Consider the following 18,792-nt stretch of genomic DNA (forward strand, 5'->3'; position numbering starts at 1 on the left):
GCTGGTGTGAGCGCGCCCGGAAGCGGACCATCGGAACCATGAGATTGTCCGCAGTGGACAACCTGAAGGTCGTCCTGGTGGCGTGGGTCATCGGCGGCCACGCGCTGCTGGGTTACGCCGCGATCGGCGGCTGGCCGTACGACGAGGTCAACGAGGTCACGTTCCACCCCGGCACCGAGACGGTGCTGGCGGCGTTGGTCGGGCCGTCCGGCCTGTTCTTCATGGGCACCTTCTACTTCATGGCCGGGATCTTCACGCCCGGCTCCGTCGAGCGCAAAGGCCGGCGGCGGTTCATCGCCGACCGGCTCGTGCGGCTGGGTACGCCGTGGGTGGTCAGTGCCGTCGTCGTCTGGCCGACGTTCGTGTGGATCGCCTACAACGGGGCCGGCCGGGACGTCTCGTGGTGGCAGGCGTTCACGGACCGGCGGCCGTTCCTGGACAGCGGGTCGCTGTGGTTCGTCGGGGTGCTGCTGATCTTCAGCATCGCGGTCGCCCTGGCGCCGCCGATCAAGGAACGCGCCATCACGCCGTGGACCGTGGCGGGCATGACGATGATCGTGGCGGGGACGACCTTCCTGACCCGGCTGGTGTTCCCGGCGCGCAGCGGGCAGGTCGGGGACCTGCACCTGTGGTGGTGGCCGCAGTGCCTCGGGATGTTGCTGCTCGGGGCGATCGGCGGGCGCAAGCTCGCGGAACGGGTGCCGGACGAGATCTACCGCATGACCCGCAACGTCGTCATCGGCACGATCGCCGTGCTGCCCGTGGCGGCGGCGCTCATGGGCGTGCTGGATCTGGCCAGGAACGCGGAACCGTTCCTCGGCGGCTGGAGGTGGCAGGCCGCCGCCCTCGCTCTGGTCGAGGGAATCCTCGTGGTGGCGGGAAGCCTGTGGCTCATCGGGCTGGCGCAACGGCGGCTGACGCGCCAGGGGCCCTTCGCGGAGGGGCTGGCGCGGTCCGCCTACGTCGCGTTCGTCGTGCAGGGGCCGATCCTGCTGGCGCTCGCGACCGGCCTGCGCCCGCTGGACGTTCCCGCGGAGGTGAAGGCCCCGCTGGTGGGCGCGGGGGCGATCGCGTTGTCGTTCGGGATCGGCTGGTACGTCACTTCGCGCCGAGGCGCTTCAGCACGCTCGTCGTGATGCCCGCCGCGTCCAGGCCGTGCGCGCGCAGGATGCGGGCGCGTGAGTCGTGCGGCAGGAAACGCGGCGGTAGCGCGAAAGTCGCCACGCAGGCCGGGGAACCGGCCAGGGCCTGGCCCAGACGTGCGCCCAGGGCTCCGGTGGACGTCGTGTCCTCCACGGCGAGCACCAGGCGGTGCTGACCGCTGTACTTGACGAGGTGCGGGTCCAGGGGAGCCGTCCAGCGCGGGTCCACCACGTTGACGCGGACGTCGTGCGAGGCGAGCTCCTCCGCCGCCGCCAGGCAGGGACCGGCCAGCGGGCCCACCGAGATCAGGAGCACCTCGGCGTCCGGGTCCTCGCGCAGCACGTCGAAGTGGCTCACGCGGCGCACCGCGGGCACGTCCGGGCCGATGGAAGCCTTCGGGTACCGGACCACCGTGGGGCCGTCCGAGACCTCGACGGCCTCGCGCAGCAGGGCGGCCAGGGAAGCCGGATCGCGCGGGGCGGCCAGCCTCAGACCCGGCACCACGGGCAGCACGGAGGCGTCCCACATGCCGTGGTGCGACGCGCCGTCCGGGCCGGTCACACCGGCCCGGTCCAGCACGAACGTCACCGGCAGCCGGTGCAGGGCCACGTCCATCAGCAACTGGTCGAAAGCACGGGACAGGAACGTCGCGTAGACGGCGACGACCGGGTGCAGGCCGCCCATCGCCATGCCGGCGGCGGACGTCACGGCGTGCTGCTCGGCGATGCCGACGTCGAACACGCGCGCAGGGAAGCGCTCGGAGAAAGGCCGCAGCCCCACCGGTTCCAGCATGGCGGCGGTCAGGCAGACGACGTCCGGGCGTTCCGCTCCGATGGACACGATCTCGTCGGAGAACGCGTCGGTCCACGTCCGCCCGCCCGCGGCACCGGACGCGCCGACCGCGTGCATGCGGTCCGCCTCGTCGGTCTCGGCGGCGCTGTACCCCTTGCCCTTCACGGTCTTGCAGTGCACGACGACCGGGCGGCCGAGTGTTTTGGCCTCCCACAAGGCGTTCTCGACGGCGTGCACGTCGTGGCCGTCGACCTCGCCGATGTACGCGAGACCCAGCGCCTCGAACAACCCGCGCGCAGAGCCGTTCAGCAACGACGCGGCGAAGCCACCGGCCGTCGGGTCGTAGGAGCGGCCGTTGTCGTTGAGCAGCACCACGACTGGGCGCGACGAGCCACCGATGTTGTTCAGCGCCTCCCAGCACATCCCGCCGGTCAGCGCGCCGTCGCCGACGATGGCGACGACCCGGCGATCCGCGCCGCCGAGTTCGAACGCCTTCGCCAGACCGTCCGCATAGGACAGTGCGGTGGAGGCGTGCGAGTTCTCGATGACGTCGTGCGCCGACTCCGCCGCGGACGGGTAGCCGGACATGCCGCCTGCCTGCCGCAACGAGTCGAAGTCCGAGCAACGGCCGGTCAGCATCTTGTGCACGTACGACTGGTGCCCGGTGTCGAACAGCACCACGTCGACCGGGGAGTTGAAGACCCGGTGCACACCGATCGTCAGCTCGACGGCACCCAGGTTCGGGCCGAGGTGGCCGCCGGTCCGGTGCACCTTGGAGATCAGGAACGACCGGATCTCCCCGGCCAGCGAGGAGAGTTCGGAGGACGAGAGCGCCCGGACGTCCGCGGGCGAGGTGATGTCAGCCAGCACTGCGCACCGCCGGCGGGAGGGTGAAGGCGATCGTCTCCGTCGCGGTCGTGTGAGTGGACACCGAGACGGTGCCCAGCGCCTCCAAGGCGGCCACGACCTCGTCGACCAGTTCGGGAGGTGCCGACGCGCCCGCGGACAGGCCTACCGACGTCACCCCGTGCAGCCACGCGGGGTCGATCTCCGAGGCGTCGTCGATCAGGTGGGCGGGCGTGCCGCCGCGGGCCGCGAGCTCCACCATCCGCACCGAGTTGGACGAGTTCTTCGACCCCACCACCAGCACCAGGTCCGACCGCGCGGCGACCTCGCGGATGGCGATCTGCCGGTTCGTGGTGGCGTAACAGATGTCGTCGGAACCGGGGCCGCGCACCTGCGGGAACTTCCGCTCCAGCGCCGCGACCACCTCGGCCGTCTCGTCGACGGCCAGCGTCGTCTGCGTCAGGTAGGACACCGGGCCGGTGATCTCCAGCGCCTCGACGTCCGCCACCGTCTCCACCAGCACCATCTGGCCGGGCGCCTCGCCCAGCGTGCCCTCGACCTCCTCGTGCCCGGCGTGCCCGATCAGCACGATGGTGTCGCCACGTTCGGCGAAACGCCGTGCCTCGGCGTGCACCTTCGTCACCAGAGGACACGTCGCGTCGAGCACGTCCAGCGACCGTGCCCGGGCCTCAGCGCGCACGGCCGGCGAGACGCCGTGCGCGGAGAAGACCGCCGTGGCACCGAAAGGCACCTCGGACAGTTCCTCCACGAACACGGCGCCCCGAGCTTCCAGCGCGCGCACGACGTGGACGTTGTGCACGATCTGCTTGCGCACGTAGATGGGGCCGCCGCGTTGGTCCAGCAGTCGTTCCACGATCTCGATGGCACGCTCCACCCCGGCGCAGAACGACCGGGGTGAGGCGAGCAGCACCGAACGCGGCGGATGTTCCGTCATCGAGCGCCTTCCCAAAGTGGAATCAGTGATCGCGGTGGGTGACGAGCTGGGCGAGCGTGCCGAGTTCCACTGCCGCACGCGCGGTCGGGGAGGCTTCGCCGAGATGGACCAGCGCCTGCGTGTGCAGTTCGTCGGCCTGCGTCTGGCTCCAGGCACGTCCACCGGCCTCGTCGACCAGGTGTGCGGCCCGCGCAAGCGTTTCCGCGTTCATCTCGTGAGAGCCGAAGTACAACGACGCCAGCTCGGCGGAGGCGGGGACACCGGCGGTCAGGGCACGCACGACGGGCAACGACTTCTTGCGGTTCACCAGGTCCGAGTGCCCGGCCTTGCCCGTCACCGCCGGGTCGCCCCAGATGCCGAGCAGATCGTCCACGTGCTGGAACGCGAGGCCCAGCTCGGTTCCGTACCCGCGCATCGCCTCGACCTGTTCGTCGGACCCGCCGCCGTACAGCGCGCCCAAGGCCGTGGAGGCGCCCAGGAGCGCACCCGTCTTGCCGCGCGCCATCCGCTCGACCTCGAACACCTCGACGTCGGACCGCGTCTCGAAGTCCAGGTCGTACGCCTGCCCTTCGAGCAACGCCACGGTGGCGTCACCCAGCGTCCGGATCGCCTCGATCGCCCGCGGATGTCCTGATGCGGCGAGGACGTCCACGGCCAGCGCCTGCAGCGCGTCGCCGGCCAGGATCGCCGCGTTGACGCCGAACACGGTCCACGCCGTCGCCCGGTGGCGCCGGGTCGTGTCGCGGTCCATCACGTCGTCGTGCAGCAGCGAGAAGTTGTGGATCAGCTCCACCGCGACCGCCGCCGGTACCGCGTCGGCGGCGGTACCGCCGACGGCCTCGGCCGCCAGCAGCACCAGCGCGGGACGGATCGCCTTGCCGCCGTTCTCCAGCACCGGGTTGCCGTACTCGTCGCGCCACCCGTGGTGGTACTCCGCGATCGTGCGCATCGACGGCGGCAGCTGGTCGACTGCCTTGCGCAGAGCCGGGAGCACGAAGCTCCGGCTCCACGCGAGCACCTCGCCGGACGGTCGCCCGGCGGCGAGAGGTTCGGTCATCTCGACTGTCATCGCTAGAGCCCGATCTCCACGTTCTCCAGCACGCCCAGGGCATCCGGCACCAGCACGGCGGCCGAGTAGTACGTCGACACGAGGTACTTGAGCATCGCGTGCTCGTCGATGCCCATGAACCGCACGTTGAGGCCGGGCTCGTACTCGTCCGGGATGCCGGTCTGGCGCAGGCCGACGACGCCCTGCTTCTCCTCGCCGAGCCGCATCGCGATGATCGACGTCGTGCCGTTCTTGTTGACCGGGATCTTGTCGCACGGCGCGATCGGGACGCCGCGCCACGACTGGAACTGCTTGCCCTCGACCTCGACGGTCGGCACGTACAGGCCGCGTTTGTTGAGCTGCCGGCCGAACGCCGAGATCGCCTTGGGGTGGGCCAGGATCAGCCTGGTGTTGCGGCGCCGCGAGATCAGCTCGTCCATGTCGTCCGGCGTCACCGGGCCGGAGTTGGTGCTGACCCGCTGCTTGAGGTCGGCGTTGGCGAGCAGGCCGAACTCCTTGTTGTTGATGAGCTCGTGCTCCTGGCGCTCGCGCAGCGCCTCGATGGTCAGCCGCAACTGGTGCTCGACCTGGTCCATCGGCTGGCTGTAGAGGTCCGCCACACGCGTGTGGACGCGCACGATCGTCTGCGCCACTGAGAGTTCGTACTCGCGGGGCCGCAGCTCGTAGTCGACGAACGTGCTGGGCAGCGTCGGCTCGCCGTCGTGGCCGGACGCGATGTCGATCTCGGCCTCGCCGTGCTTGTTCGACGCGTTCGTCGGGTTCGCGAGCTGCTGCGCGATGTGCTGGCGCAACGGCTCGATCTGCCCGTTGAGCTGTGCGAAGGCGGCCCGCGTCAGCACCACCGCCGTCGTCGGCGTCAACGCGCGTGCGGTGAAGCTCCAGTTCTTGCCGGAGCCGGACAGCACCGGCTCGTCGCCGAGGTACTCGCCGTCCGCGATCGTGCCCAGCGCCACGTCGTCGCCGTACTCGCCGCGCCCGGTCTTGGTGACCTTGCCGTGCGCGATGACGATGATCTCGTCGACGGACTCGCCGCGGTGCGCGATCACCTCACCGGGCAGGTACTCGCGCTGCTCGAAGCGGTTCGCGACGGCGGTCAGCGCCGCCTCGTCCTCGAACCCGCGCAGCAGCAGGAACTCAGCCAGTTCCTGCGGCACGATCCGCACCTCCGAACCCACGGAGGTGAAGGTGACCCGGCCGTCGCCGATCGCGAAGGTGAGCCGGCGGTTGACGCGGAACGCACCACCCTTCGCCTCGACCCAGGGCAGCATGCGCAGCAGCCACCGGGGTGAGATCCCCTGCATCTGCGGTGCGGACTTGGTGGTCGACGAGAGGTTGCGGGCCGCCTTCGTCGAAAGGCTCAGCTGCCCGCCCTCGACCCCAAGGCCCGGATCGGTAACAGTCACTGGAAGTCCTGCCAATCTGTTGGTGCTGTGATGGAACTAGCGAACGAGCAGTGCGGCCGTGCCAAGCCCTGACGGTCTGTGGAACGACTTCCGGGTGGGGACCGGGGAGGAGCTGTAGCGGCCGGATCTCTGCGTCCACAGCAGTTCTCCGGCCAGCCAGGACTTCAGGGCCTCGACGTACCGGTGCAGCCTGGCCTTGGCCTCCGCGTCGAGGCCGTACTCGTCGGCGACGGACGGCAGCTCGTCGATGATCGAGCCGATCTGCCGCAGCCGGGCGGCGATCAGGTCGGCCACGACCGAGACGGCCTGCTGGAGCTCGCACTCGAAGAACTGCTGCACGGCGAGCACCGCGCTGGTGGTGCTGCCGCCGGTGGCGTAGGCGTGGTCGAAGCCGACGATCTCCTGGCGCAGCGCGGGAACGTCGCCGAACGAGTCGACGAGCGCCCGCATGGTGCTGTTGCTCAGCAACTCCGCCGGCAGTTCGGCGCCGACCGACTTGCGGGCGAGCTTCGCGGACAGTTCCGCGGCGATCGACCGGCGCCGCATCTCCACGAGGTCGATCGGGTCGGGTACCCGGCCCTGCGCCGTGTTGTGCAGTTCCCACAGCAACGCGTCGAAGAACTCGGCCAGGTGTTCCCGGTCCTCTTCGTCGAGGGTGGACCGCGAGACCAGGTCGGCCAGGCCCCTCTCCGCCGGGTTCGGCGAGGGCGGCGAGCCGCTCAGCACCGACTTCAACCCCGCAACGAACGCCCTGCCGCCCGCGACGTTGCGCGGCCGGAGGAAGCCGGACTGGAACGCGTCGGTGACGTGGAAGCCCCACGTGTGCCAGTCGTTGATGTGCTTGAGGTCGTCCAGGGACGCCGCCGGGTGGGTCAGCGGACCGAAGCCGCCGTAGTCCGCGGCGTCGTAGAACGCCTCGGTCCACGGCGCGCCGCCGAGCATGCCCATGTCCCGTACCCACGTCTTCGTGTGCTGGCGGACGCGGTCGATGTGCGGGGAAAGCCTTGCGGCGAAGGGCATGTCGAACGAGGGGGCCTCAACCACGGGGCACCCCCAGCCACGCCGCGGACGTGCCCAGGCCGGTCGGGCCGCGCAGGACCGTGCGGAAGAACGCCGAGTTCCCGGCTCCTCCCTCGACTTTGGTGTAGCGGCCCGCGTGCAGGTGCCACTCGTGCCCGCCGGACTGCCAGTCCTGCAGGCCCTTCACGTACTTGAGCACGCGCGCCTGGTCCTCCGGGCCCAGGGCGTTCTCGGCGAACAGCTGCGGCAGCTCGGTGAAGACCGTGTTCTCGAACTGGTGCAGCCGTGAGGTCAGCAAGGTGTTCACGGCCTCGACCGCGGTCTGGGTGTCGTGGCCGAAGAACTTCTCGAACACGAGCACCCCGTTGGAGTTCTCGCCCTCCCGCAACACTTCCCGCTCGTACGAGAAGATGTCGTTGCGCAGGTGGATCGCGTCGGAGAACGTGTCGGACAGGACCCGCAGCGGCCGGGTGCCCGCGACGGACGCGGGCACCTCGGCTGCCTCGGAGACCTCCACCAGGTTCGCCGACCACGGTGCGCCACCGACCTTGCGGCGCATCTCGATGTACTCGATCGGGTTGGCGACCGTGCCGCTCTCGATGTTCTTGATCTCCCACATGCACTCGAGCAGCAGGTTGTGGGTGCTCGTGGTGAACCGGCGCCGCCAGTCCTGCGACATCAGCCCGATCGTGCGCTGCCACAGGTCGACGAGACCGCGCTCGGTCGGGTTCTGCGGCTCCGGCCACGGGTCCGTGCCGTTGAGAGGCATGAACGCCGGCAGCCGGTCGAGATACGCCTTCGCTCCCGACACGTCCTTGCTCTGCTTGAACTCCGCGAAGAACTCGTCGTCGAAGTAGAAGACCCAGACGTACCAGTCCGTGATGAGGTCGAGGATCTCCGCGGGCGCGTCCGGGTGGGTCCACGCGCACATGAACCCGTAGTCGTCGCCCGCGAGGACCTCGTCGGTCCACACCCCGGTGTCGAGCATCCCCATGTCCCGCGCCCACTGCGTCGAGTGGGCGCGGGCGCGTTCGAGGTGCGGGTTCATCCGCGCCGGGTGCGGCACGTAGAACTCCGGCATGGTGAAGGAGGCCAAGACCTATCCCTCGCGGCCGAGCTCGACGTGCTCCAGCACGCCGATCGCGTCCGGCACCATGATGGCGGCCGAGTAGTAGGCGCTGACCAGGTAGTTGATGATCGCCTGGTCGTTGATGCCCATGAACCGCACCGACAGGCCCGGCTGGTACTCGTCCGGGATGCCGGTCTGGTGCAGGCCGATGACGCCCTGGTTCTGCTCGCCGGTGCGGATCAGCATCACCGACGACGTGCGGGTGTCGGAGATCGGGATCTTGTTGCACGGCAGCACGGGGATGCCGCGCCAGGCCGGCACCTGCTGGCCGTTGAAGTCGATGTGCTGCGGGTAGAGGCCGCGCCTGTTGAGCTCACGGCCGAACGCGGCGATCGTGCGCGGGTGGGCGAGGAAGTACCCGGGGTCCTTCCACACGATCGACAGCAGCTCGTCGAAGTCGTCCGGGGTGGGCGGGCCGGTGCGGGTGTGGATGCGCTGCTTGAGGTCCGCGTTGTGCAGCAGGCCGAACGACCTGTTGTTGACGATCTCGTGCTCCTGGCGTTCGCGCAGGGCCTCGATCGTGAGCCGCAACTGCTGCTCGACCTGGTCCATCGGCTTGTTGTAGAGGTCCGCGACACGGGTGTGGACCCGCAGCACGGTCTGGGCGACGCTCAGCTCGTACTCGCGCGGCGAGATCTCGTAGTCGACGAACGTGCCGGGCAGGACGGGCTCGCCGTCGTGACCGGACGCCAGGTCGATCTCGGCCTCGCCGTGTTCGTCCTGAGGCTTGTTGCGGCTGTTGAACGTCTGCTGGATGTGTGCGCGCAGGCCGCCCGCTTCCCCGTTGAGCGCCTGGAAGTCGGTCCACGACAGCGTGAGCACCGTGACCGGCGTGACGGCCTTGGCGGTGTACTCCCACTCGCCCTGCGGACCCGCCAGCACGGTTTCGCCGAAGTACTGGCCGTCGGCGAGGTTGCCGAGCACGGTGTCGCCGCCGTACTCACCGGTGCCGATCTTGTCGACCTTGCCGTGCGCGATCAGCACGACGCTGTCCTTCGGACGGCCCTTCTCGACGATGACGTCGCCGATGCCGTACTCCTGCTGCGTGAAGCGGCCGGCGAGCGCCGCGAGGACCTCCTCGTCGTCGAAGCCCTTGAGCAGCGCCAGTTCGGTGAGCTCCATCGGCACCACGCGGATCTCCGCGCCGATGTTCGTGAACGAGACGCGGCCGTCCCCCAGCGTGTAGGTGAGGCGCCGGTTGACGCGGTACGCACCACCTGCCGCCTGCACCCAGGGGAGCACCTTGAGCAGCCAGCGGGAAGTGATTCCCTGCATCTGCGGGACGGACTTGGTGGTAGTGGCCAGATTTCGTGCGGCGGCCGTCCCCAAACTCAGCTGCTGACGGCCCTCATTGAGGTCAGAATCCGTCACAGTCACAACCGGTACCCACCTATCTCAATGCGCTAATTGGACCAAACCGATAAGCCGGAATGGACGTTAGTTCGCACTGCAGATGGATGTGAAGAGGCCAAGAAGGCGACATTCGGGTGGGTGGTTTACGCCTGTTGACGCTACGGAGCGTACAACTATTGCCGTACGCAACCATCGTTGTATCGGCAGGCGGGTGACTGAGCGTTATTCAAGAGGGTATGGAATAACGCACTCGTTTGGCTCAATAGGATCACCCTTTGGTGTGCCCCGGGTCGTGTTGTATGGATGTTATACGACACCACTCCGAGTGGGCTGAATCCACTCGAAGTGGTGTATCAATTTGTACCGACCACTATTCGTGTCATTACGCGTCGCGTGAGTTCAGGAACGATTCCAGCTGCGTCACGACGAACGCGTGGTCCTCCGCCTGGGGCAGTCCGGAGACACCGACGGTGCCGACCGGGCCGGTTCCGCGCAGGATGACGGGGAAGACACCTCCGTGCGCCGCGTAGAGGGCGGGGTCGAGGCCGGGCTGCTCCTCGAACGCCGACCCCTTCTCGCGGAACGTCGTGCCGACGTAGAACGAGCTGTGGCCGAACAGCTCGACCACCCGGGCCTTGCGTTCGAGCCACCTGTCGTTGTCCGGCGCCGTGCCGGGCAGCGACGCGTGGAAGAGCCGGTGCCCGTTGCGCTGCACCGAGATCGCGATCGGCAGGCCCTGTTCGCGGGCGGCGTCGAGCAGGTGCAGGCCGAGCTCGATCGCGACGTCGTTGCCGAACCGGCTGAACTGCAGCTGCCGTTCCTGGGCCAGAAGCTCTTCGGAGTTCATGACAGTGCTACCACCTTGTTCTCGCGTGCGGACAGGAAAGCGGCCTCGATGACCTTCAGCGCGTGCACGGCGCCCGCCGGGTCGACGGGGATCCGGCCGGCCTGCAGTTCGGTGTAGAAGTGCTGGTACGCGCCGGGTTCGACGGCGACCTCGGTGGTCTCGCCGAGGATGCCGAGTCGTCCGGTGCGGTCCTCGTGTCCCCAGTCCGGATCGGTCGGGCGGCGGCCCGCGTCGAGCGCGTCCTCCTGCTCGTCGAGGCCGCTGATCTCGAACGCGCCCTCGCTGCCGAGCAGGCGGAAGCGCGGTCCGGTGTTCGCCGCGTGCGCGTTGGCCCACAGGTGGGAGCGGACGCCGTTCTCGTGCGTCAGCGCCACGAACACGTCGTCGTCCACCTGTGCGCCGGGGCGGCGCCGGTCTAGTTCCGCGTAGACGCTGCTGACCGGCCCGAACAGCTGCAGCGCCTGGTCGACGAGGTGCGCGCCGAGGTCGTACAGCAGGCCGCCCGCCTCCTCGGGGGCACCGAACTCGCGCCAGTTGTCCCAGATCTCCGGCACCCAGCGCTCGAAGCGGGACTCGAACCGCCGCACCTCGCCCAGCCGGCCGAGGACCTCGCGGACGGTGAGGAAGTCGCTGTCCCAGCGGCGGTTCTGGAAGACGGTGAGAGGTACTCGCGCGGCCTGCGCGGCGGCCACGAGCTCCTCGGCTTCGGCGGAGGTCGGCGCGAACGGCTTGTCGACGACGACCGCGACGCCCTCGGCGATGGCTCGCTTCGCGTGCTCGACGTGCGTCTTGTTGGGAGTGGCCACGACGATCAGGTCGAGGTCCAGCTCGAACAGCTCGCCGGCGGTGACGATCTTCGCGTCCGGGTGCGCGGCACGGGCCTGCGCCTGCCGCTCCGGGTTCGCCGTGACGATCGCGACGAGGTCCATGCCCTCGGTGGAGGAGATCAGCGGGGCGTGGAAGACCCGCCCCGCGATGCCGTAGCCCAGAAGTCCGACTCGAGTCATGCTTCCGATTAAAGCAACGCTGTTGAATAATTGCGACCGTGGACCTCACCTCGCTGCGTTCGCACAACGACAGGGCAGTGCTCCGGCTCGTCCGTTCAGGGGCGCTGAGCAGGGCTTCCCTCGCCGCGGAGACCGGACTGACCCCGCAGGCGATCTCGAAGATCGTGGCGCGGCTCATGTCGGCAGGACTGCTGGAGGAGACCGGCGCCGTGCGCGACGGCGGCCGTGGCAAGCCCCGGATGTCGTTGCGGCTCGCGCCCGGCGGGGCGTACGCGTACGGCGCCTACGTCGACCGCGACGAACTGCGGGTGGTGAAGCTGGACCTGACCGGCGAGGTGGTGTCGTCGCCGGTCGTGCCGCTGCCCCCGATGTTCACGCCTGGCGACGTGCTGGACGCCCTGGCGCCGCTGGTCGAGGCCGGGGACGAGGTGCTGGGGCTCGGCATCGGCATCGCCGGCCCGCTGGAACACCCCGGCGGGGTGGTGTCCCCGAACGGTCTGCCGGGCTGGTCCTCGGTCCCGTTGAAGGCGCTGGCCGAGGAACGGCTCGGGCTGCCGGTCGTCGTGGACAAGGACACCAACGCCGCCGTCCTCGCCGAGGCGTGGCGACGACCGCTCCGAGACGCGGCGCTCGTGTTCGTGGGCACCGGTCTTGGCGTGGGGCTGCTCCTCGGAGGAGAGGTGCATCGCGGTGCACGGTCAGGCGCGGGGGAGTTCGGGCACACCACGATCCAGCTCGACGGGCCGCTGTGCGTGTGCGGAAGGCGCGGGTGCGTCGAGGCGGTGCACGCGGCCAGCACGGGCGTCGAGGCCGCACGGGTGCTGGCCGCCGCGGTGACGAACCTGGTGCAGCTGCTGGACCTCGACCAGATCGTCCTGAGTGGACGGAAGGTGCTGGAGTCGCCGGAGCTCTACCTGAGGGCGATGCCGGACGTGGACGTCAGCGTCACGTCGTACGGTCCCGACCTGGTGCCCGTCGGCGCAGGGCTGCTCGTTCTGGGCGAGTTGTTCTAGACGAGTTGTTCTAGCATCAATGGTGTGGACGTCGAGCACGTCGTCGGCCTGCCGCACCCGCGGCTGCGGCCGTTCGTGACGCGGTACTCCGGGTATCGGATGCGCACCGAGCCCGGCGTCCACCGCGGCCTGCCGTCGCGCTCGCTCACCCTCGTGGTCACGATGGACGGCACGGTCGACCTGTCCGAGGGCCGGTTCGCCACGCTGTGCGGCGGGTTGCACGACGAGGCCGTGATCATCACCCACGACGGGTTCCAGCACGGCGTCCAGTGCGACCTCACGCCGCTGGGGATGCGGGCGTTCTTCGGCGTGCCGGCGGGTGAGCTGGCGGCGACCACCGTGGGGCTCGACTGCCTGGACGCTCCGGCTGCCGAGTTGCGCGAACGGTTGCGGGAAGCCCTGACGTGGACGGACCGGTTCGCGCGCCTGGACGAGGTGCTGGGCGGGCTGGTCAGGCCGGTGCGGCAGCAGGTCGAGGTGGCGTGGGCGTGGCAGCGGCTCGCGGCGGGCGCGCCGGTGGCCGAGATCGCGGCCGAGGTCGGGTGGAGCAGGCAGCACCTGAGCGCGCGGTTCGCGGCCGAGTACGGGCTCACGCCCAAGGTCGTGGGCCGCGTGATGCGGTTCGAGCGGGCGAACCGGATGCTGCGCGGCGAGCGCCGGCCCACGCTGACCGAGGTGGCCGCGGCCTGCGGTTACACCGACCAGGCGCACTTCAACCGCGACTGGCGCGCGTTGTGCGGGGCGACCCCGACCGAGTGGATCGCGGCCGAGCTTCCATTCGTACAAGGCAGCGAACACGGTCAGGGCGCAGAGTTGCTGTCATGAGCACACCACCACCCACCTGCTGGCCCACTCTGTCCTATCAGGACGCTCCCGCCGCGATCCGCTTCCTCGTGGAGGCGTTCGGGTTCTCCGAGCACCTCGTCGTGCCGGGGGAGGCCGGCGGCGAGGTCGTGCACTGCGAGATGGTCTGGCCCGAGGGCGGCGGCGTCATGCTGGGGTCCGCCGTGCGGTCGGCCGGCGAGGTCGAGGCGACCACGGCCGGCGCAGGATCCGTCTATGTCGTGACCGACCGCCCGGACGAGATCCACGGGCAGGCGCTTGCGCGCGGGGCGACCGAGATCCGCGGCCTGCGCGACGAGGACTACGGCTCTCGCGGCTTCACGGTGGCCGACCCCGAGGGCAACCGCTGGAGCTTCGGCACCTATCGCGGAGCGTGAAGCAACCCGCACGCACCGTTTGGAGTCTTCCTGGTTGGAGAGGTTCACACCCAGGGGAGGACACGTGCGCCCAGCACGATGTTTGGTGATCGCCGCTCTCGCCGCCGGACTGCTCAGTCCGGCGGCGACGGCGCAGGCGGAACCGTCGAGAACGACGCAGAAGACGTCGTCCATCACGCTGATCAGCGGTGACAGGGTCGTCGTCGGTGAACGCGGGGAGCTCGTCCGGGTCGAGGGGCGGCCCGGAATGCAGTTCGCCCAGTACGTGCAGGACGACCACCAGTACGTGGTGCCGGCGGACGCCGTCGACGCGGTGAGCCAGGACCGCGTCGACAAGCGCTTCTTCGACATCACCTCGTTGCACGCCTACGGGTACACCGACGACAAGATCGACCGGATTCCATTGCTGGACAATGGTTTCCGCGCGGCGGCTGCGGTGCCCAAGAAGGACGCGGCGCAGCAGTGGGCGGCGCGGCGCACAGGCGCGTTGCGTGCCGGGAAGCTGTGGCTCGACGGCAAGTCGCAGATCTCGCTGACCGAGAGCGTGCCGATGGTGGACGCGCCAGCCGCGTGGCAGTCCGGGTTCGACGGCACCGGCGTCACCGTCGCCGTGCTCGACACCGGGTACGACCAGAAGCATCCGGAACTCGCGGGCGTCGTCTCCGTGTCGAAGGACTTCACGCCGTCCGGCATCCAGGACGACATCGGTCACGGCACGCACGTCGCGGCCACGGTCGCCGGTCGTGGCAGCGGGTACGTCGGCGTCGCGAAGGGCGCTTCTCTTGCCGTGGGCCGGGTCTGCGAGGCCTCGTACTGCTTCGACAGCGCGGTGATCGCCGGCATGGAGTGGGCGGCGCGCGAGGTCAAGGCCAAGGTCGTCAACATGTCGCTGGGCGGCGACCAGTCCGACGGCACCGACCCGTTGTCGGTGAAGGTCAACGAGCTCACGGCCGAGACCGGTGCGCTGTTCGTGGTCGCGGCGGGTAATGCGGGGACCTTCCGCAAGGTCTCCGGACCGGCGGTGGCGGACTCGGCGCTGGCCGTAGCCAACCTGACCAAGCAGGGCACGGTGGAGGAGATGTCGTCACGCGGCCCACGGCTCGGCGACCACGCGGTCAAGCCGGACATCGCGGCGCCGGGCACGGACATCGTGGCGGCCCGCGCCGAGAACACGTTGTGGGAACACGCCGTCGACGACCTGCACGCGCGGCTGACCGGTACGTCGATGGCCGCGCCGCACGTCGCGGGCGCGGCGGCGGTGCTGGCGCAGCGCAACCCGTCCTGGACCGCGGCCGAACTCAAGGCCCACCTGATGGGGACGGTGAAGCCGGTCGCGGACTCGCCGACGAGCGCGGGCACCGGTCTGCTCGACGTCGGCCGGGCGGTGACGCAGCAGGTGCGGGCGTCGGTGGGCAGCCTGTCGTTCGGCCTGCTGGAATGGCCGCACACCAGGACGTTCACGAAGACGATCACCTACTCGAACGCGGGCGCCGAGCCGGTGACGCTGGCGCTGCGGCACGACCTGGGTGCGGACTTCTCCGTGCCGGCGTCGGTGACCGTGCCGACAGGCGGCAGTGCCGCGGTCGACGTCGTGCTGGACCCGCGCAAGGGCCTCGGCACGTTCTTCGGGCACGTCAAGGCTTCCGGGGCCGGCGTCGAGCTGACGACCTCCGTCGGCGCGTACGTGCAGGAGGAACGGCACGCGCTGACATTGTCGATGATCGGCCGTGACGGCAAGCCCGTCCCGAACGAGTTCGCCGTCGTGGTCAACATGACGACGCAGGAGGCATCGGTGCTCAGCATCGGTCCCGACGGCACCGGATCGTCGAAGCTGCCGGTCGCGGACTACGCCGTGCTGAGCCGCATCGACGAGGTGACGCCGAACTACGACTGGTTCGTGCCGGTCGCCGCGACCGAGGTGGCCGGGCGCGTGTCGCTCGGAGCGGACGTGTCCGTGACGCTGGACACCAGGCAGGGCAAGCAGATCAGCGTCGAACTGCCCGAGCACGACTCGGTGGTGTGGTACCGCGACTCCAAGCTGGCGGTGCCGTTCAAGCCCGGCAAGATCAGCGGTGTCGCCAGCATCATCGACGGCAGGGTTCCGCTGTACGGCCTGTCGTTCGGCGCGCCGCTGCCGGAGCTGACCTACGACTCCGGGCTCAAGGGCGGGCAGCCGCTGGTCTCGGTTCCCGGCGGGTTCCCGGTGCGGTACTACGAGAGCAGCAAGTACCTGCCGCCGGGTGAGCACCGGCTCGACGTCGCCGAACGCGGTTCCGACGTGCGCGGCAAGCTCGTCCTGGTCCGGCAGGCGGGCGAGGACCCCTACGCGGTCGCACGGGAGATGGAGGACGCCGGAGCGGTCGCCGTGCTGTGGGCGGGTCCGGTGCCGTTCGGGTACGACGAGCAGACGGCGATCCCGGTGATCGCCGCGGCCGAGCACCACGTGGCCGTCACGCCGTCGAAGCTCACGTTGCGAGCCATCGCTGGTTCACCGGTGTCGTACACGTTGTTCCAGCAGAACAAGGGCTCGCTTCCGTTGGGGGTCAAGAAGTTCCGGAACTCGGAGCTCGCCCGGGTCAAGGCGCGCTACCACACGTCCGGCGCGGACGGCTCGGTCAACCAGCGGAACAACCCGGTCGTCGGCGGCGCCATCGGCGTGACGCTGGACGAACGGCTCGCCGCTCCGGCGGAGCGCACCGAGTACTTCACCCCGGGCACGTGGTTCCAGGAGGGCTTCGACGGGCGCGCGTCCGGAGGCGGCGACGACCCGATCACGACCTCGTGGGCCCACGTCGACCCGGTGACCTTCCAGGCAGGCGCAAACTACGAGCGCACGAACCTGCGTGCCGTCACCTCACCACGGCTCAACGGTCCGTCGCTCGTGCCGTGGGCCGACGGCGGTGGCGTCGAACGGGCGGGCGACCTGATCACCACGCGGATCTCGCCGTTCGGCGGGGCGGGGTGGGTGGAGAACTGGCGGCAGACCGGCGGCGGTTACGTGGAGCTGTTCCGCGACGGGGTGTCGCTGGGCTTCTCCGACGTGAGGAGGGGCTCGTTCCACGCCCCTGCCCGCGACGGCCGGTACAAGCTGGTGCTGGACGCGTCCCGCGAGTCGCTCGCGTTGTCCACCAACGTGAAAACCACGTGGGAGTTCTCAGCTTCCGCCGACGGCAAGCTGCCGTTGCTGGAGATCGGCTATTCGGTGCCGGTCGACCTGCGCAACAGCGGGAAGGCCGGGGCGCCGATGCCGGTGAGGTTCACCGCGACGCGTCAGGCGGGCAAGGCCTCGGTGCGCTCGCTGCAGGCCTACGCGTCGTTCGACGACGGCGTCACCTGGGCTCCGGTGAAGTCGATCGTCCCTCCCGGCGGGAAGGCGGGCGGGTTCGTGTCGCTGCGCGTGGTGGCGGAGGACGCGGACGGCAACACGGTCGACCAGACGGTGCTGAGGGCCTACCGCCTGCGCTAATCGTTCCCCCCACTGAGTGATGTTGCTGTGTTGAGCCGAACGGTCGTGCTTCTGTTACGTCTTAGGGCGTAACCGCACGGCCGTTCGGTCGTTGTAACCCCCTGCGGCACCTGCCCCGCCGAGCGCGAGACGAACCAGGGACGCGGCGTCTCAGCGCCCAGGGCAGGTGCCGCCATTCTCGGTGGCCGGTTCGGCGCGCCTGTGGTGGCATTCCTGCTCATGGGGACATTCGAGGAACTGGTGGCCGAGGGCGCGGCCGTGCCGCTGGAGGGCTGGGACTTCACCTGGTTCGAGGGCCGCGCCACCGAGGAACGCCCACCGTGGGGCTACGCCTCCCTGATCGCCGCACGGCTGGGAGCGGTCTCATCGGCCCTCGACCTGCAGACCGGCGGGGGAGAGGTCACCGCGTCGGCTCCGGTGCTGCCGTCCCTGATGGCAGCCACCGAGTCGTGGCCGCCCAACGCCCTGGTCGCCGCGAAGAACCTGCCCTTCGTGGTGCGCGCTCCGGACGACGGGCCGCTGCCGTTCCGGGGTTCCTCGTTCGACCTGGTGATCTCGCGGCACCCCGTGGTGACGCCGTGGGGCGAGATCGCGCGCGTGCTCCGGTCCGGTGGGACCTACTTCTCGCAGCAGATCGGGGCCGGGACGAACCGGGAGCTGACCGACTTCATGATGGGGCCGCAGCCGGTGAGCGAGGCTCGCGGAGTCGCTGTCGCTCGTGCTTCGGCCGAGGCCGCCGGGATGGAGGTGGTGCGGCTGGAGCCGGTTTCGTTGAGGGTGGCGTTCTTCGACGTTGCTGCGGTTGTGCATTTCCTGCGGAAGGTGCTGTGGACCGTTCCCGGGTTCACCGTGGAGGGGTATCGGGGTCGGCTCCTGGACATGCATGCGCACATCCAGGAGCACGGGGAGTTCGTGTGCACCTCGACGCGGTTCCTGGTCGAGGCCCGGAAGCCCTGACGGTCAGGCCTGCCAGCGCCGGGCGTCGACGATCTCCTTGAACCGTGCGGCCTCCTCTTCGGTGATCTCCTTAAGCCGCCCGCTCTTGCGGTCGGTATCCACGTCCTGGCGGAGGTAACTCCTGACCCACCCCTCGTCGAACGTGTATTTGTTCTCCATGCGGTAGCCCTGGGGACTGGTCCAGGTCCGGATGACTCCCCGAGCGTCGTCCACCGAGAACTTGTCGTCGTCCATCCAGGCGTAGTAGGTGTACTTCCCGTCCTTCGGCTCGAAGCTCGCGGGCCGGCCGTCCTGGACGTCGATGAACACCTCTGCGGTACCCGGCGAAAGCTCGGTCGCCTTGGTGCCCCGGTCGCCCGACTGGGCGTCGGTCAGTTCGGTGGTCGGAACCCAGCCGGACCCGGTGAGGTAGAGCTCGTCGTGCGTCTCACCGGTGTCGTCCACCCGGCGACGACAGACCTGCGTCGGGCCGACGCCCACCTCGTTCTCCCGCAGGGAGATGGCGTAGTACCGGTACTCGGGATCCACCTGAACCTCGTTCCACAAGAATCGGAGACGCGCCCCGGTATCAG

15 protein-coding genes and 1 pseudogene are annotated in these 18,792 nt (G+C 69.6%); 6 read left to right on the top strand and 10 right to left on the bottom strand.

Features of this window, described 5'->3' with window-relative positions; genetic code table 11:
- Window positions 1-38: 38 nt before the first annotated feature.
- Window positions 39-1,136: an acyltransferase family protein gene (locus tag LX88_RS32060; RefSeq protein ID WP_258951516.1), complete on the top strand. Its 1,098-nt coding sequence runs from the start codon at window positions 39-41 to the stop codon at window positions 1,134-1,136.
- Here LX88_RS32060 and LX88_RS32065 read toward each other — a convergent pair.
- From LX88_RS32065 to LX88_RS32105, 9 genes and pseudogenes are all read right to left on the bottom strand, one after another.
- On the bottom strand, window positions 1,099-2,805 hold the full coding sequence (locus tag LX88_RS32065) for a 1-deoxy-D-xylulose-5-phosphate synthase (protein ID WP_258951517.1): 1,707 nt from the start codon (window positions 2,803-2,805) through the stop codon (window positions 1,099-1,101). The genes LX88_RS32060 and LX88_RS32065 overlap by 38 nt on opposite strands.
- Entirely contained in the window at window positions 2,795-3,736 is a 942-nt protein-coding gene (ispH, locus tag LX88_RS32070) for a 4-hydroxy-3-methylbut-2-enyl diphosphate reductase (protein ID WP_258951518.1), read from the bottom strand. Before ispH ends, LX88_RS32065 begins: the two co-directional genes overlap by 11 nt.
- A 22-nt stretch (window positions 3,737-3,758) precedes the next feature.
- On the bottom strand, window positions 3,759-4,805 hold the full coding sequence (locus LX88_RS32075; protein WP_258951519.1) for a family 2 encapsulin nanocompartment cargo protein polyprenyl transferase: 1,047 nt from the start codon (window positions 4,803-4,805) through the stop codon (window positions 3,759-3,761).
- A 2-nt stretch (window positions 4,806-4,807) separates the two neighbouring features.
- Window positions 4,808-6,208 carry a family 2B encapsulin nanocompartment shell protein gene (locus tag LX88_RS32080; protein WP_258951520.1) on the bottom strand — a complete coding sequence of 467 codons (1,401 nt, stop codon included), beginning with the start codon at window positions 6,206-6,208 and terminating at the stop codon, window positions 4,808-4,810.
- 36 nt (window positions 6,209-6,244) lie between these two features.
- Window positions 6,245-7,252, bottom strand: coding sequence for a terpene synthase family protein (locus LX88_RS32085; RefSeq protein WP_258951521.1), 1,008 nt, complete (start codon window positions 7,250-7,252; stop codon window positions 6,245-6,247).
- A gap of 22 nt (window positions 7,253-7,274) precedes the next feature.
- Window positions 7,275-8,324: pseudogene (locus LX88_RS32090) on the bottom strand (terpene synthase family protein); the annotation flags it as partial.
- Window positions 8,325-8,327: 3 nt separating this feature from the next.
- The gene (locus tag LX88_RS32095) at window positions 8,328-9,734 is read right to left on the bottom strand and encodes a family 2B encapsulin nanocompartment shell protein (protein ID WP_258951523.1); all 1,407 of its coding nucleotides are present in this window, start codon (window positions 9,732-9,734) and stop codon (window positions 8,328-8,330) included.
- Between the two features lie 358 nt (window positions 9,735-10,092).
- Window positions 10,093-10,557, bottom strand: coding sequence for a heme-degrading domain-containing protein (locus tag LX88_RS32100; protein ID WP_258951524.1), 465 nt, complete (start codon window positions 10,555-10,557; stop codon window positions 10,093-10,095).
- Window positions 10,554-11,564: a Gfo/Idh/MocA family protein gene (locus tag LX88_RS32105; protein ID WP_258951525.1), complete on the bottom strand. Its 1,011-nt coding sequence runs from the start codon at window positions 11,562-11,564 to the stop codon at window positions 10,554-10,556. The genes LX88_RS32100 and LX88_RS32105 overlap by 4 nt, the downstream gene beginning before the upstream one ends.
- Before the next feature lie 38 nt (window positions 11,565-11,602).
- Between LX88_RS32105 and LX88_RS32110 the strand changes: the two genes are divergently transcribed.
- The 5 genes from LX88_RS32110 to LX88_RS32130 all read left to right on the top strand — a co-directional run bounded on the left by LX88_RS32110 (window position 11,603) and on the right by LX88_RS32130 (window position 18,220).
- The gene (locus LX88_RS32110) at window positions 11,603-12,577 is read left to right on the top strand and encodes an ROK family transcriptional regulator (protein WP_258951526.1); all 975 of its coding nucleotides are present in this window, start codon (window positions 11,603-11,605) and stop codon (window positions 12,575-12,577) included.
- 24 nt (window positions 12,578-12,601) lie between these two features.
- Window positions 12,602-13,402, top strand: coding sequence for a helix-turn-helix domain-containing protein (locus LX88_RS32115; RefSeq protein ID WP_258951527.1), 801 nt, complete (start codon window positions 12,602-12,604; stop codon window positions 13,400-13,402).
- Window positions 13,399-13,797 carry a VOC family protein gene (locus tag LX88_RS32120; RefSeq protein WP_258951528.1) on the top strand — a complete coding sequence of 133 codons (399 nt, stop codon included), beginning with the start codon at window positions 13,399-13,401 and terminating at the stop codon, window positions 13,795-13,797. Before LX88_RS32115 ends, LX88_RS32120 begins: the two co-directional genes overlap by 4 nt.
- Before the next feature lie 64 nt (window positions 13,798-13,861).
- Window positions 13,862-17,263 carry a S8 family serine peptidase gene (locus LX88_RS32125; protein WP_258951529.1) on the top strand — a complete coding sequence of 1,134 codons (3,402 nt, stop codon included), beginning with the start codon at window positions 13,862-13,864 and terminating at the stop codon, window positions 17,261-17,263.
- A 219-nt stretch (window positions 17,264-17,482) separates the two neighbouring features.
- Window positions 17,483-18,220 (top strand): class I SAM-dependent methyltransferase, encoded by a 738-nt coding sequence (locus LX88_RS32130; protein WP_258951530.1) that lies wholly within the window; start codon window positions 17,483-17,485, stop codon window positions 18,218-18,220.
- 3 nt (window positions 18,221-18,223) lie between these two features.
- Here the strand turns inward: LX88_RS32130 and LX88_RS32135 are convergent, their stop codons facing one another.
- Complete coding sequence (locus LX88_RS32135) at window positions 18,224-18,748, bottom strand: hypothetical protein (RefSeq protein ID WP_258951531.1); 525 nt, start codon at window positions 18,746-18,748, stop codon at window positions 18,224-18,226.
- Between the last annotated feature and the right edge of the window lie 44 nt (window positions 18,749-18,792).

The organism is Lentzea californiensis, assembly GCF_024648825.1.
Taxonomy (GTDB): Bacteria; Actinomycetota; Actinomycetes; order Mycobacteriales; family Pseudonocardiaceae; genus Lentzea; species Lentzea californiensis.